The sequence below is a fragment of the Corynebacterium capitovis DSM 44611 genome, assembly GCF_030440535.1.
GTDB classification, from domain to species: Bacteria; Actinomycetota; Actinomycetes; order Mycobacteriales; family Mycobacteriaceae; genus Corynebacterium; species Corynebacterium capitovis.
Map to the genome: position 1 here is coordinate 545913 of NZ_CP047117.1, position 13994 is coordinate 559906.

17 protein-coding genes and 1 tRNA gene are annotated in these 13994 nt (G+C 66.3%); 13 read left to right on the plus strand and 5 right to left on the minus strand.

Features of this window, described 5'->3' with window-relative positions:
• Positions 1–91: 91 nt before the first annotated feature.
• Entirely contained in the window at positions 92–1345 is a 1254-nt protein-coding gene (gene serB, locus CAPI_RS02695; RefSeq protein ID WP_018016503.1) for a phosphoserine phosphatase SerB, read from the plus strand.
• On the opposite strand, the gene CAPI_RS02700 is transcribed toward serB, so the two are convergent.
• Positions 1320–3296 (minus strand): ATP-dependent DNA helicase, encoded by a 1977-nt coding sequence (locus CAPI_RS02700; protein WP_018016504.1) that lies wholly within the window; start codon positions 3294–3296, stop codon positions 1320–1322. The genes serB and CAPI_RS02700 overlap by 26 nt on opposite strands.
• Positions 3297–3321: 25 nt before the next feature.
• Complete coding sequence (locus CAPI_RS02705; protein WP_018016505.1) at positions 3322–4659, minus strand: nicotinate phosphoribosyltransferase; 1338 nt, start codon at positions 4657–4659, stop codon at positions 3322–3324.
• Positions 4660–4898: 239 nt separating this feature from the next.
• Here CAPI_RS02705 and clpS point away from each other — a divergent pair, with 239 nt between their 5' ends.
• The 9 genes from clpS to CAPI_RS02750 all read left to right on the plus strand — a co-directional run bounded on the left by clpS (position 4899) and on the right by CAPI_RS02750 (position 10919).
• Entirely contained in the window at positions 4899–5186 is a 288-nt protein-coding gene (gene clpS, locus CAPI_RS02710) for an ATP-dependent Clp protease adapter ClpS (RefSeq protein ID WP_040356567.1), read from the plus strand.
• Positions 5187–5192: 6 nt separating this feature from the next.
• Positions 5193–5732, plus strand: a complete 540-nt coding sequence (locus tag CAPI_RS02715) for a DUF2017 domain-containing protein (RefSeq protein WP_026156981.1) — start codon at positions 5193–5195, stop codon at positions 5730–5732.
• A gap of 3 nt (positions 5733–5735) precedes the next feature.
• Positions 5736–6692, plus strand: coding sequence for a P1 family peptidase (locus CAPI_RS02720; RefSeq protein WP_018016508.1), 957 nt, complete (start codon positions 5736–5738; stop codon positions 6690–6692).
• 128 nt (positions 6693–6820) lie between these two features.
• Entirely contained in the window at positions 6821–7450 is a 630-nt protein-coding gene (locus CAPI_RS02725; protein WP_018016509.1) for a rhomboid family intramembrane serine protease, read from the plus strand.
• 32 nt (positions 7451–7482) lie between these two features.
• On the plus strand, positions 7483–8286 hold the full coding sequence (gene murI / locus CAPI_RS02730; RefSeq protein ID WP_051059682.1) for a glutamate racemase: 804 nt from the start codon (positions 7483–7485) through the stop codon (positions 8284–8286).
• Positions 8287–8377: 91 nt separating this feature from the next.
• Positions 8378–9148, plus strand: coding sequence for an MBL fold metallo-hydrolase (locus CAPI_RS02735; RefSeq protein WP_018016511.1), 771 nt, complete (start codon positions 8378–8380; stop codon positions 9146–9148).
• 25 nt (positions 9149–9173) lie between these two features.
• Positions 9174–9917: a ribonuclease PH gene (gene rph, locus CAPI_RS02740; protein ID WP_018016512.1), complete on the plus strand. Its 744-nt coding sequence runs from the start codon at positions 9174–9176 to the stop codon at positions 9915–9917.
• Positions 9908–10531, plus strand: coding sequence for an RdgB/HAM1 family non-canonical purine NTP pyrophosphatase (gene rdgB / locus CAPI_RS02745; RefSeq protein WP_018016513.1), 624 nt, complete (start codon positions 9908–9910; stop codon positions 10529–10531). Before rph ends, rdgB begins: the two co-directional genes overlap by 10 nt.
• 10 nt (positions 10532–10541) lie before the next feature.
• A complete protein-coding gene (locus CAPI_RS02750) occupies positions 10542–10919 on the plus strand; it encodes a hypothetical protein (protein ID WP_018016514.1) in 378 nt (125 codons plus the stop codon).
• Positions 10920–10932: 13 nt separating this feature from the next.
• Here the strand turns inward: CAPI_RS02750 and CAPI_RS02755 are convergent, their stop codons facing one another.
• Both CAPI_RS02755 and CAPI_RS02760 read right to left on the minus strand, forming a co-directional pair.
• Positions 10933–11316, minus strand: a complete 384-nt coding sequence (locus CAPI_RS02755; protein ID WP_018016515.1) for a DUF3817 domain-containing protein — start codon at positions 11314–11316, stop codon at positions 10933–10935.
• An 8-nt stretch (positions 11317–11324) separates the two neighbouring features.
• Positions 11325–11795 carry a hypothetical protein gene (locus tag CAPI_RS02760; RefSeq protein ID WP_425393246.1) on the minus strand — a complete coding sequence of 157 codons (471 nt, stop codon included), beginning with the start codon at positions 11793–11795 and terminating at the stop codon, positions 11325–11327.
• A gap of 135 nt (positions 11796–11930) precedes the next feature.
• Between CAPI_RS02760 and CAPI_RS02765 the strand changes: the two genes are divergently transcribed.
• A tRNA-Leu gene (locus CAPI_RS02765) sits at positions 11931–12012 on the plus strand.
• A gap of 5 nt (positions 12013–12017) precedes the next feature.
• Positions 12018–13151, plus strand: a complete 1134-nt coding sequence (locus CAPI_RS02770) for an amidase (RefSeq protein WP_018016517.1) — start codon at positions 12018–12020, stop codon at positions 13149–13151.
• Positions 13152–13162: 11 nt separating this feature from the next.
• Here the strand turns inward: CAPI_RS02770 and bcp are convergent, their stop codons facing one another.
• Positions 13163–13636, minus strand: a complete 474-nt coding sequence (gene bcp / locus CAPI_RS02775) for a thioredoxin-dependent thiol peroxidase (protein WP_018016518.1) — start codon at positions 13634–13636, stop codon at positions 13163–13165.
• A gap of 72 nt (positions 13637–13708) precedes the next feature.
• Here bcp and CAPI_RS02780 point away from each other — a divergent pair, with 72 nt between their 5' ends.
• Positions 13709–13984, plus strand: coding sequence for a DUF3618 domain-containing protein (locus CAPI_RS02780; protein ID WP_018016519.1), 276 nt, complete (start codon positions 13709–13711; stop codon positions 13982–13984).
• The last annotated feature ends 10 nt before the right edge of the window (positions 13985–13994 follow it).

Consider the following 13994-nt stretch of genomic DNA (forward strand, 5'->3'; position numbering starts at 1 on the left):
GACAAGCAGGAACCCCTACCGCAACGGTGGGGGTTTTCTGCGTCTGCGGTAGCATCAACCGCTAAAGATCCATGACCAGATCGGAGGGGTCGTGCCCGCGTTTGAAGTGGAGTTGCAAGATGGTCTCAAGCATGCCGTGGTGAGCACCGCAGGGCCTGACCGGCCGGGTGTTTCCGGCGTGTTCTTCGAGGTCCTTGCGCGGCACGGGGTACAGCTTCTCGACGTCTCACAGACGGACTTCCGCGGCCAGCTTAACCTCGCCGCGTTTGTGGGAATGGACCCGCTGCGACTCAGCGACATTGAGCGGGAGCTGCGCGCGAGCCTGTGGGATTTCGCGCAACGGGTCACCATCGAGACGGGGCAGGAGGTGCGCGCGGTCTCTCGCCCGCGGTCGACTCACGTCGTCGTCGCGCTGGGCAATCCCGTGACCGCCGAGCAGGTGTCACGCCTTGGCGCCACGCTTGCGCGGTTCGGCGCGAACATCGACCGGATCAACGGAATTTCGGACTACCCGGTCACGGGGTTGGAGTTCCGCGTGACGCTGCCCAATTACACCCCCGGTGACGGCCGGGAAATCCGCCGGGAGCTTGCGGCGCTGTCAGCTGAGTTGCGGGTCGACCTCGCCATGGAGAACGCCGGCCTGCATCGCCGCGCGAAGCGCCTGGTGTGCTTCGACTGTGACTCGACGCTCATCACAGGCGAAGTCATCGAGATGCTCGCCGCTCACGCGGGCAAGGAGGACGTGGTCGCTCGTGTCACCGAGCGCGCGATGCGGGGCGAGCTTGACTTTGAACAGTCGCTGCGCGAGCGCGTTGCAACGCTCGCGGGGTTGGATGAATCCGTCATCTCCGAGGTGGCCCAGGCCATTCAATTGACGCCGGGAGCTCGCACGACGATCCGCACGCTTAAATCGATGGGATACCGGACGGCCGTCGTTTCGGGCGGGTTCATCCAGGTACTGAGTGGTCTGGCGGACGAGCTGGGGTTGGACTATGCGCGAGCCAACACGCTCGAGATTGTGGACGGGAAGCTGACGGGGCGTGTCGTCGGCACGATTGTGGACCGCGACGCAAAGGCCGAGCTTTTGGGGGAGTTCGCGGCGGATTCGGGGCTGACGATGGCGCAAACGGTCGCGGTCGGTGACGGCGCGAACGACATCAGCATGCTTTCTTCGGCTGGGCTGGGAATCGCGTTCAATGCCAAGCCCGCATTGAAAGAGGTGGCGGACGCGAGTGTGAACTTCCCCTTCCTCGACGAGGTGCTCTACATCCTGGGCATCCCCCGGGAGGAGATCGACTTCGCCAACGAGACCGCGGGTATCAGCGGGAGGGTGGCGCTGGCGTAGCAACGAGACGCTGCAGGGCGCCGTGCACGACGGCCGGGTCCGTGGTCTCCCAGAAGTCCGGCAGTGAGCGGCGCACGTACGCGCCGTAGCGCTTGGTGACTAAGCGGTTATCCAGAACCGCGACGACGCCCCTGTCTGTGACCGAGCGAAGCAGCCGGCCCGCTCCCTGCGCCATGAGCAAGGCGGCATGCGTGGCGGAGACCTCCATGAACCCGGAGCGCCCGGCCGCGTCGGCCGCTTTTGCCCGCGCTTGCAAAAGAGGGTCATCGGGGCGCGGAAAGGGGATCCTGTCGATGGTGACCAGCGACAAGGATCGCCCCGGAACGTCTACTCCCTGCCACAGGGTCAGCGTGCCGAACAGGCAGACGTTTTCGCTGGCAGCGAATCTCTCCACGAGCGCGCCCGTGGAGTCCTCACCTTGCGCAAGAATGTCGAAGGGGAGGCGGGTGCGCATCGCCTCGGCGGCTTGCTCCGCCGCGCGTTTCGACGAGAAGAGGCCCAGGGTCCGCCCGCCGGCGGCGGTGATGAGCTGGGCTAGTTCATCGAGCGTTTCGGGGGAGAGCCCGTCGCGCCCGGGTGTGGGAAGGTGCCGGGCAGTGTACAGGATGCCCGAAGTACGGGGCGAAAACGGCGTGCCAGCGTCGAGGCTGTCCCAGGACCCAGAGGGAAGGCCCCAGGACGCGGCCATTGCGTTGAAGTTGCCGCCGACGGTCAGCGTCGCCGAGGTGAGAATCACGGTTTGGTCGGCGAACAAGCGCTCCCGCAGCAGACCCGCCACGGACAGGGGCGCGACGGACACGGAGTCTCCGTGGCGTTCCGAGCGCGTCAACCACACGACGTCGCTGTGCTTGGCGGGGTCATCCTCGTCGAAGACGTCAAGGATTCGCACAACCGCGTCGTGGAGGTCGCCAAGGTGATTTTTCAGGTTGCCGCGTTCGGCGAACTTCTCTGGGTCATTCGCCTCCTCGCCCTCCGGAGCGCGGGCGATCGCCTCACGGGTACGCCACAACGCATCGCGGATAGCCGCAAACGCGCCGCGCGCGGGATCGGAAATGTTTTCCCATCGCCCTGGCTGCTCCACGTCGAGCGCGGCCGTGACGTCATCTACCACACCTTCCAGTTCACCCTTCTTCCCGCCGAGCTTGTCGGCGCGACGCGAGGCCTGCGTCAGCGCGCGGGCGGATATCTCGCTGGTGGCCACGGCGGTAATGCGACCGTCGAGCTCGTGGGCCTCGTCGATGATGACGGCGTCGTGCTCGGGTAGAATGTCCGTCTCCGACAGGGCGTCGATGGCGAGCAGCGCGTGGTTGGTCACGATGATGTCCACATCGCGCGTCGCCTGGCGCGCGAGCTCAGCGAAGCACTGATCGCCGTGGGGGCAACGGGACGCGCCGAGGCACTCGCGGGAGGTCACAGACACTTGCCGCCACGCGAGGTCGGGAACGCCCGGGTTAAGGTCATCGCGGTCGCCCGTGTCGGTGTCCTGCGCCCAGTCGCTCACGCGCTTGACGTGGCGGCCCATCCAGGACAGCTCGTCTTCAGCCAGAAGCGCATCCGGCGCGGGTTCCGGCACGGACACTTTTTGCAGGCAGACGTAGTTGTTGCGCCCTTTTTGGATGGCGAAGGTGGGGCGGCGCTCAAGGTGGGGCGCTAAGGCGTCGGCAAGCGTGGGCAAATCCCGCTCGACCAGCTGGCGCTGGAGGGCAATCGTGGCGGTAGATACGACGACGGACTTACCGGTGGCCTGCGCGTGGCGGATAGCGGGCACGAGGTAGGCGAGGGACTTGCCAGTCCCAGTCCCGGCTTGAACGGCGAGGTGGCGCTTGCTGTCGAGGGCGCGGGTCACGGCCTTGGCCATCGCCACCTGGCCGGTCCGCTCGGCACCACCGAGCGAGGCGACGGCGGCCGCGAGGAGGTCGGTCGTCGTCTGGCTCAGCGGCTGGTCACTCACAACGGGCTAGTGTAGACCGCCGGTGCTACTCCGCAGGCTCGGGGAAGCCGATGAAGTGGGTGGGGATAGCGGGCTCGTTGCGCGACAGCGCGAGGCCCTCCCAGGGAAGGGTGGTGCGGGCCGCGGCGAGGTGGGCGCGGCTTTCCTCAAGTGTGGCCAGGTCGTCGACGATCGCGCCGTCGCGCATGAGGGGGACGTCCATGCGTCGATAGTCGAGGCGTGGCTTGAGCTTGATCTCTTGCTCGAAGGGGTAGACCAGCTCGCTGACGGCCACTCCGGACGAGCGGTAGCTGCGCATGGCGCTCTTCGAGCCCCCGTAGGTTGTTTTGCCGCTTGACCGCTTGGCGACGGGGTGCCCCTCCACCTCAACGAGCTTGTACACCATTCCCGCCGTGGGGACGCCAGAGCCGGTGACGAGGGACGTGCCGACGCCGAACCCGTCAATGGGATCGCCGCGCAACCCGGCGATGACAAACTCGTCGAGGTCGGAGGAGACGATGATGCGGGTGTTGAAGGCCCCGGCGCGATCCAGCTGCTCGCGCACGCTGTGCGACACGATCCCCAGGTCACCCGAGTCGATACGCACTGCGCCGAGCTCGGTGCCGGCGACAGCGAGAGCGTTTTCCACGCCCCGGGTGATGTCGAAGGTGTCGACCAGCAGGGTCGTGCCGGGGCCGAGGGAGTCGACCTGAGCGCGGAACGCCGCGGCCTCGTCGGGCTCCCCGTTGTCATCGACGTACAAAAGGGTCCAGGCATGGGCGGAAGTGCCCGTGGCGGGGATGCCGTACTCCTTGGCGGCCTCCAGGTTGGAGGTGGTGTCGAAGCCGGCGAGGTAGGCGGCGCGCGCCGCGGTGACCGCCGCCCGCTCGTGCGTCCGACGCGACCCCATCTCCATCAAGGTGCGGCCCCCAGCGGCGGTGACCATGCGAGAGGCCGCCGACGCTATCGCGGAGTCGGCGTTCAGGATGGACAGGATGACTGTTTCTAAGATGACGCACTCGGCGAAGGTGCCGCGAACCGTCATGATGGGGGAGTGGGGGAAGTAGAGCTCGCCTTCGCGATAGCCGTCGATCTGCCCGGTGAAAGAGTAATCGCACAGGTAGGCCTTGGCGGCGTCAGACAGAAAGCCCGCGGATTCCAGCTGCTGCTGCGTGAAGCGGAAGCGCGAAACAGCATCGAGAACGCGAGCCGTTCCTGCGACCACACCATAGCGGCGCTCGTTGCTGAGCTTGCGCGAAAACACCTCGAAAGTGCACTGCCGATCCGCCGTGCCGCTTTTGATGGCCGCGTCGAGCATGGTCAGCTCGTACATGTCGGTGAGAAAGGCCGTGGAGTGGTTCGGGTGGGCCTCGTGTTCGGTCATGGAGGACAAGATTACCCGGGGTGGGCGTCACGCGGGGTCGGTGTGTGGCGCGCCTTCGGTGGGCCTTTGGCGGGCCTTTGGTGTGCACTGCGCGGGCCTGTGGCAGGCCCGTGGCGGGCCTGGGTCGGGCCTGGGTCGGGCCTGGGTCGGGCAGGGTGGTGAAAACCCTGTGTAAGGTCGTTGCCATGAACCGGTCCATAACTGTCGCTTCGGTGCAGCCGCCGCGGTTGGGATCGCCCATGGCTACGCCAGAGCTGGATGAGCAGATCGACGTCGACGTGGCGGTCAGCGAGAACCTGCCGTGGATGTGCATTGTGTGGGATGACCCCGTCAACCTCATGAGCTACGTCAGCTACGTGTTCCAAACCGTGCTGGGCTACGACCGAAAGCGGGCCAACGAGCTCATGATGCAGGTGCACACTGAGGGCAAGGCCGTGGTGTCCTCGGGAGAAAAGGACAAAGTTGAGGGCGACGTGAAGAAGCTGCACACCGCCGGCCTCTGGGCGACAATGCAGCAGGCGGGGTAACTGTCCATGCAACCTTGGCAGCGCAAGAAGGGGCTGATGCGCTCCACAGTGAAGTTCAGCACGCGCTTTGACCCGCTCGAACGCGAGGTGATTGGGGACCTCACGGCGACGGTGTCCGAGGCGCTCATCCAGCGGGCGCAGTCGGCGCCGAAAGACGACCTCGCCCAGATGCTGGGTGTCGCCACGGGGCATACTGAGGCGCCGGAGGACCCGCGGTTGGCGCGTCTGTTGCCCAACTTCGAACGTGACGGCGATGAGGAGTTCGACGGCGACAACGGGTTGCTGCGTAGCCTGCACGAAAACGACATCATCAAGGTAAAGCTGCAGAACTTGCAGATTGTCAACGAGGCACTCGGCCCCACAGGAGGGGTTGAGGTGACCATCGAGGAGCCCGAGGCGCACCGCTTCGTCGCGGCCCTCAACGACATGCGCCTGTACGTTTCGGAAGACACTCGCGGCGGCGAGGTGGAGCAGCAGGACCGCGATCGCCTCATGGAGTGGTTGGCTTACTGCCAGGATTCCCTGCTCGAGGCGTTGGTGAGCTAGAGCATGCTTCTCGACGTCCCCGGGATCCGCCTCGGACACCGCTCGCTCGGGGATACGGGTGTTACGGCCATCGTCTCCGCGGACCCCGCCGGCATGCGCGCCGCGGTCGACGTCCGCGGTGGCGGGCCGGGCACCCGGGAAACCGACCTGCTTGCGCCCCACAACACCGTCGAGCGGGTCCACGCGATCCTGCTTACGGGTGGCTCCGCCTTCGGGCTGGCTGCCGCCGACGGAGCGATGCGCGAGTTGGAATCGCGCGGGTTGGGCTTTCCCGTTTTCGGGGAAGGCCGCCCGGGGCCGCGCGTTCCCATCGTTCCGGCGGCGGTGATCTTCGATCTCGTGGTCGGCTCGCCCGACCACCGGCCCGACCCCACGGACGGGGCCGCGGCTGTCGGCGCGGCATTAGACGGGCCCTTAGGGGCCGGTTCCGGAAGCGTCGGGGCCGGGTGTGGTGCGACCGCCGGGGTTCTACGAGGCGGGTTCGGTTCCGCGTCGTGCCGGGTAGGAGACCACGTCGTCGCCGCCGGGGTGGTTGCTAACCCCGTGGGCAGCGTGATTGACCCAGCATCCGGCCGCTTCTACGGGGACCCGTCCCGTCCGGCGGTGGATACCGCCGCGTTTTCCTCTCTCGAGCGGCCGACGCCGGCTCTAAACACCACGATCGGTGTGATTGCGACAGACGCGCCGCTGAGCGTGGCGCACCTGCAGCGCATCGCCATCGCGGGCCACGACGGCATCGGGCGCGCCGTACGCCCCGCGCATTCCCCCTTAGACGGTGACACCCTGTTCGCCGTGTCCACCGCACCCGACGGGGTGGAGATGTGGGGCGCGGGGGACGTCGAGAAGCATGCTGCCCTCTGTGAGGCCGCGGCGGAGGTCGTCGCCTCGGCCATCGTGGACGCCGTCGCTGCCGCAGAACCCGGATTCGGTATCACGGCTTGGACCGAGATTGCGTATTAGACTCCGGAAAGGTGTCCCACTACCCATATCCCCCTCGCAACCCCGCTGGTGACCCCTCTGCGTTTACCGGCCAGCCCCGTGCGACCCCCAGCGGGTACGGGGGCCTGCGGCCGGTGAGCCCGCGCCAGGTGGGGAGAACCGCGCGCCAGAAACGCGCTTCGGGGTTCCGCGCAGCGTTCGGATTCCTGGCGGTGATCTGGATCGTCTTCATCGTCAACGCCGTGTTCTTTGGTGGAACCTTGAACTACCTCGGCATTCACCCGCTCGACGTGACCTCGGGCTGGCACATTCTCACGTCGCCACTCCTTCACGCCAACATCGACCACATCTCCTCGAACAGCGTGCCCGGCGCAATCTTCTGTTTCCTCATCGGCTACTCCGGACGTCGGGTGTTTTGGGAGGTCACGGTCATCGCCCTCCTCATCGGTGGGCTGGGGGTGTGGCTCTTCGGCGGAGTTGGCACAAACCACATCGGCGCGTCGGGGCTGATTTACGGGTGGCTGGCGTACCTGGTTGTGCGGGGAGTGTTCAACCGGTCGGGGCGTCAGATCCTGCTGGGCATCGTTCTCGGTTTCTTCTACTCGGGCCTGATCTGGGGCGTGTTGCCGGGCACGCCCGGCGTGAGCTGGCAGGCGCACCTGTTCGGCGCAATTGGGGGCATCCTCGCGGGCATGCTGATCACGTCCGATGACCCGCCGAAGCTGGCGGCCCGCCGGGTGCGGCGCGACGCGTATCGACGGGCCTCACTCGGGGGGTAGCGCGCCCGCGGGGGCGGGGTAGCATCGGCAGCGTGCAAGAAACTCCCTGTAATTCGGCGCCGATCGGGCTTTTTGACTCAGGGGTGGGGGGACTCACCGTCGCGCGGGCTGTGATAGACCAGCTGGGTGGCGAGTCCATCATCTACATCGGGGACACCGCCAACGGGCCATACGGGCCGCAGCCCATCGCCGACGTCCGCTCCCACGCCACGCGGATTGCCGACGAGCTCGTCGAGCGCGGGTGCAAAATGCTCGTCATCGCGTGCAACACCGCGTCCGCCGCGTTCTTGCACGACGCCAGGGAGCGCTACTCCGTCCCCGTTGTCGAGGTCATTCAGCCCGCGGTGCGCCGGGCCATCGCGACGACCCGCAACGGACGAGTTGGTGTCATCGGCACGCGGGGCACGATCAAATCCGGTGTCTACCAGGACCTATTTTCTCTGAGTCCCGATCTGGAGGTGCACGCGGCGGCGTGCCCGGCCTTCGTCGAGTTTGTGGAGCGCGGCATCACGGCGGGCCGGCAGATCCTCGGGGTGGCGCAGGGCTATCTTGCCCCGTTGCAGGCGGCGGGCGTCGATACGCTCGTGCTTGGCTGTACGCATTACCCGCTGCTCAGTGGCGTCATCCAGCTGGCAATTGGCGACGGCGTGACGCTGGTTTCCTCGGCGGAGGAGACGGCGAAGGACGTGCTCCGCGTGCTCACGGAGCGAGACATGCTGGCGCCGGAGGGCCACCAGCCAGTACGTTCTTTCGAGTCGACGGGTGACCCAGAGGTGTTCAACCGTCTAGCGGGTCGTTTCCTCGGCCCGCACGTGACTGCTACGAGCCACCCCTGAGTGCTCCCGCGTCGGGCGTCGTGTGAAAAAGCTGGGTCACGACCGCCGGGTTCGGTTCGATTTTGCTGCCAATCCGTGGCAGAGTGACCCCATGCGGTTGACCATCCTCGGGTGTTCCGGGAGCCTGGGCGCGCCAGGGAACCCCGGATCGTCGTACCTGATTACAACTCCCGGCAACCCGGGGCTGCTGATGGATTTCGGGCCCGGTGCCCTCGCCGCGATGCAAAGGGTCCACGACCCGGCTGATGCCCACGTCATCTTCAGCCACCTCCACGCGGACCACTGCTCCGATGTCCCCTCGCTGCTGGTGTGGCGCAGGTTCCACCCGACGGCGCCCGCGTCTCGACGCCATCTTATGTACGGCCCCGGCTACGCGCCGGAGCATTTCGGGCGGATGGCGTCGGACGGGCCGAGCGAGATTGACGACATCTCGGACACGTTCGACTTCCGGCCATGGGTGTCGGGTGAGCCGGTCGACATCGACGATGTCACTGTCGTACCGGTGCCCGTCGAACACCCCGCGGTAGAGTCCCATGCCCTGCGCGTGACGTCCCAGACAAACGGCGCGGTGGTCGCGTTCTCGGGGGATTCCGGAATGACGCCCACGCTTGTCGACGCCGCCCGCGACGCCGATATCTTCCTGTGTGAGGCGGCGTGGGGCCCGGCGGCTGAGAACCCCGCGCCGGGCATGCACCTTTCGGGTGTCGAGGCAGGGCGCATCGCGCGGGAGGCGGGTGTGAAGAAGCTCGTGCTCGTGCACATCCAGCCCTGGTGCGACAAGGAGGCGACGCGCGAGGCCGCCCGCGAGGAGTTTTCCGGTGACATCGTCATAGGCCAGGCGGGGGACACGTTCGACCTCTAGGTGAGGCCTGGTTAGGCTTGGCCCCATGACTTCTTCCACCAGCCAGTTCACGCGTGCCGATGGCCGCAGTTTCGATGAGTTGCGCCCAGTGCGCATCACCCGCGGTTTTACCTCGAACCCCGCCGGCAGCGTGCTCGTGGAGTTCGGAAACACCCGCGTGATGTGTACCGCTTCCGTCGAGGTCGGTGTGCCCAGGTTCAAGAGAGACTCCGGCGAGGGGTGGCTGACCGCCGAGTACTCCATGCTGCCGAGCGCCACCCACGAGCGCATGCCTCGCGAGTCGATGCGCGGGAAGGTCAAGGGCCGCACGCACGAGATCTCCCGCCTCGTCGGCCGCTCACTGCGCGCGGCGGTGGACCTGAGCCAGCTGGGCGAAAACACGATCCAGCTCGACTGTGATGTGCTCCAGGCCGACGGTGGAACGCGCACCGCGTCCATCACTGGGGCCTACGTCGCTCTTGCCGATGCGGTCACCGTGCTCAAGCAGCGCGGAGTCGTGCCGGGTGAGCCTCTCCTGCCGCCGGTCGCGGCCGTCTCGGCGGGTCTTCTCGACGGCCACGTGGTCCTCGACCTTCCCTACGAAGAGGACTCTCGCGCCGAGGTTGACCTCAATGTGGTGATGAACGACACCGGAAACTTTGTGGAAATTCAGGGCACGGGAGAGCACGGTTTGTTCGGGCGCGCCCAGCTGGGAGACATGCTCGACGTCGCCGAGAAAGGCTGCCGGGAACTCATCGCTGCGCAGAAGGAGGCGCTGGGGTGGAGCTAACGCACCGGGGAGCCGACCTGTGCGTCCTGGTGGCGTCGAATAACGCCAAGAAGCTTCACGAACTGGACGTAATCCTGGGTGAGCTGGGGATCAATGGGGTAGAGCTGGTTAGCTCGCGCGAGGTGGAGGCCTATCCCGAACCCGTAGAAGACGGGTTGACCTTTGAAGACAACGCCCTGATCAAAGCTCGCGCTGGTGTGGCACACACGGGCTTGCCGTGCGTCGCGGACGACTCGGGTCTGGCGGTTACAGCGCTAAACGGGATGCCGGGGATCCTCTCTGCTCGGTGGTCGGGCAAACACGGCGACGACCGGGCGAACTACCAGATCCTCCTCGCTCAAATGAAGGATATCGCGCTGCGCGACGCCGCCTTCGTGTCCTGTTGCGCCCTGGTCACGCCGGAGGGGGAGGAGTTCACCGCGACGGGGCGGTGGGAAGGCACACTGCTGCCCGCACCCCGGGGCGAGGGCGGGTTCGGCTACGACCCGGTGTTCCAGCCCGCCGATACGCCGGGACGTTCCGCGGCTGAGTTAAGCTCGGAGGAGAAAAACGCCCGCTCTCACCGGGGCGCTGCGCTTCGCGAGCTCGCCCCGCACATTGCCACCCTCCGTTAAGATGGGGCGCATGACTCTCTCACGCATTTCTGCTGCAACTGGAACCGTTCTCCTCGCCGGCTCTCTGCTCGCCGCGTGCGGTTCATCCGACGGCTTCAACGGCACCTGGGACGGCTCCGTCACGCCGACTGCGGGCGGGGTGGGGGCCACCGCCGCCTCCGTCACTATCGACGGAGGGGATTGCTCCTGGCAGCTCACCGAGCCCGATGGCAAGACCAACGACGCCCGGTGCGAGCGCGATGACGAGAAGTTTAAGCTCGCGGACCCGCTGACGGGCCGGGACTTGGAATACACGGGCAAGGTCACCAAGGAGACACTTACCCTCACCCCGGACAACGACCGCGCCGAAGAGGTCGGCGTGATGGTGTTGACGAAGTCGGGCAAGTAGCCGGTAGTCTGAGCTAGCGGAGCTGGAAAAGGTCCTGCACCTGGCGGCGGCGGCGGGCCTCCACCACAAACGACATAAACGGCACCACGCCGGAGATGGCGGTGGCGACCCACTCGCCGGCGGACCACCGCGCCTTTGTGCTCAAGTTGAGCGAGGCCATGAGGAACACGATAAAGGCGAGCCCGTGGACGCGGGCCACCCACGCCAGCGAACTCACGTCCATGTGGAAGACGTACTGCATCACCATCCTCACGCAGAGGAGGAGAAGGAGAGCACCCGTCGTCCACGCTGCGATAGAGAAGAAAGACAGCGCCTGAGTCACACGACGCTGGCGCTCGGGGTGAACTTTTGGCGCCCGGGGAGCAGTCGACTGCGCGTGAGCTGATTGATCAGTCATAGGTTTCCTTACTGGTTGGTGTCCATGCGGCGCTGGCGGCGCGGGGCGAGAAGTTCGTTGTACTCCTCGACGTCGAGCTGGGGGCGCTCGGGGAGGAAGTCCGGGTCGATGGAGGTGGGCTGCTGGGCGTCGGTTGCTCCGCCGGCGGCTCCAAAGCGCGCTACGTCGGCTTCGTAGAGATCGTCCAAGGCCTCGCCCTGATTTACGGCGTCGATCTTCGCGTTTTCCATTTTGATCCCGGTGCGGTAGGCGTAGACGAAGAAACCCGCGAAGAACGGCCATTGCAGCGCGTACCCGAGGTTCTGGAACGTCCCGGTGCCTGACTTAAAACGCGTCCATTGCCACCAGGCGAGGAGCAAACACGTGCAGACGGCGAGGAAAAGGAGAGCGACGTGCCAGGCCCGGACCCGGATCCGGTTTCGTTTGGGCGCGTCGCCGGGTTCCCGCGCGTATTCTACGGCTTCGCTCACGTCGGCCAATTCTACCAACTCCTCCAAAAGGTGGATAACCGCGATTGCGCTGAGGCAGTGCTGAAGCAACGAGGCGCCGTTTTCATGGCTTCGCGCGCCCCATGTAGAGTATTGGGTGCTTCGCAGCTGAGTTGCGAGTGTTAGGCGCCCGTGGCGGAATTGGCAGACGCGCTGGATTTAGGTTCCAGTGCCTTAGGGCGTGTGAGTTCAAGTCTCACCGGGCGCACAGTCATGGACGAGGTAGACGAGCTGCGGGTCGCTCTGGAGGGGCTTGGCCCGGAGGAGCACGCGTTTACCCACCTCGACCTTTCCCGCCGGCCGACGTCGTCGGGTCGCTTGACCGGGTGGGTCATCTCGGCAAAAGATCTTCACGACGTCACGGGTATGCCCACCACGCTCGGCTCCGTCCAGCGGGTATACACCGCGACGACGACGGACCCGTTCCTCGCCTCGCTAGAGCGGGAGGGCGCGCTGATCGTCGGCAAGTCCGCGACGCCGGAGCTCGGGCTAACCGTTGACACCGAGCCGGTCGGCCTGCCTCACCCCGTCAACCCCATCCATCCCGGCGCGACCCCAGGCGGTTCGTCGGGAGGAGCGGCGGTGCAGGTCGCGCGGGGGCTGGTGCGGGCCGCCCACGCATCGGATGGGGGAGGGTCCATCCGCGTCCCCGCTGCGGCCTGCGGCGTGGTGGGGTTCAAACCCGCGGGTACCGACCTAGGCGTGCAGGGCTTCATCACGCGGACCGTGTCGGACGCTGCATTTCTCCACGGGCTTCCGCAGCGGCCGGAGCCGGCCCGCGTGGGGGTGTTGGTGGATCCGCTTTTCGCGGACGCCCCAATTGCCCCAGTCATGCGACGCGCGGTACTCGACGCCGCGAGGGTGCTGGAGGGCGCGGGCTTCGAGACGGTCGCGCTGAGCCCCTACCCGGGCGCGGCCGACACGTTCGCGGCCTTTCGTACACTTTTCACCTCGGGGTTCGCGGAGCTCGCCCCCACGAGCGGCTACCCCGAATGGGTCCGTCGCCAAGGGCGGGCGGTTAAGGCAGGCGACCTGGGGCGTGCTCGTGCCCATGCTGCGGCGCTGCCTGAGCTGCTCGCCCACCAGTGGCAGGTCGACGCTCTGCTCAGCCCCGTCCTCACCACCGACCCGCCGCCGCGAGGCGCGTTCCGCAAGCTCAGCCACCCGGACAACTTCAACGCGCAGACGCGGTGGTCGCCGTGGTGCTCGCTGTTCAACGTGGCGCGCTTGCCGGCTCTCAGCCTGCCTTGGCAGGTGGCGGGAGGGCCGCCGGTCGGAATCCACCTCGGGGGCATCACGCTTTCCGACGCCGCCTTGCTCACCCTCGCCCGCACTCTCCACCCCTAAAGGGGGGGGGCTTAGCTCAGCCAGTCACGGAGAACCCGGCCGACGTGCCCCGCGGCACGCACGTTGTACTGTGCCTGCTCGATGGCTCCGTCCGGGCCGATCAAAAACGTCGAACGGATGACGCCCTCGACGACGCGTCCGTAATTCTTCTTCTCGCCGAAAGCCCCGTAAGACTTGAGAACTTCCGTCGATTCGTCGCTTAGGAGCTCGATACGCAGATCATGGTCGGCGCGGAAGGTCGCCAGATCCGCCGGAGAGTCGGGGCTGATACCGATGACGTCCACGGCGGCGTCGTTAAGCTCCTCGAGCTTTTCGCTGAAGTCGCAGGCCTCCGTCGTGCACCCCGGGGTGTTAGCGCGCGGGTAGAAGTAGACGATGACGCGGCGTCCGGCGTAGTCGCTTAAGGACACAGTCTCGCCACGGTCGTTGGGCAGGGAGAAAGCGGGGGCTTGGTCGCCGGCGTTGAGGCGCAGATTCTCGGTCATGCCAACCCGTTTTACACTACTGTAGGTACGGACACTTCTGAGATACAGATGACGAAATAGGAGTTCATCACCGTGGCACGAGACACCAACGACATCGAGCGCGACATCGAGCGCACCCGCGGCCAGCTCGCCAGCACGCTGGATGAGATCGCTCAGCGCGCCAACCCGTCCAACTTGGCGGACACCGCCAAGGATCAGGCAGCCGGGTGGCTGAAGGACGAAGCAGTGCAGAAGGTTCTCGCGGGCATCGGCGTTGGCATCGCCACCCTTGTCGCCGTCCGTTTCTTCAACGGGCGCAAGCGGAAGAAGGAGCTCAAGGAGCTGCAAAAGCTTCTCGCTAGCCGCTAGTGTTGCGTCT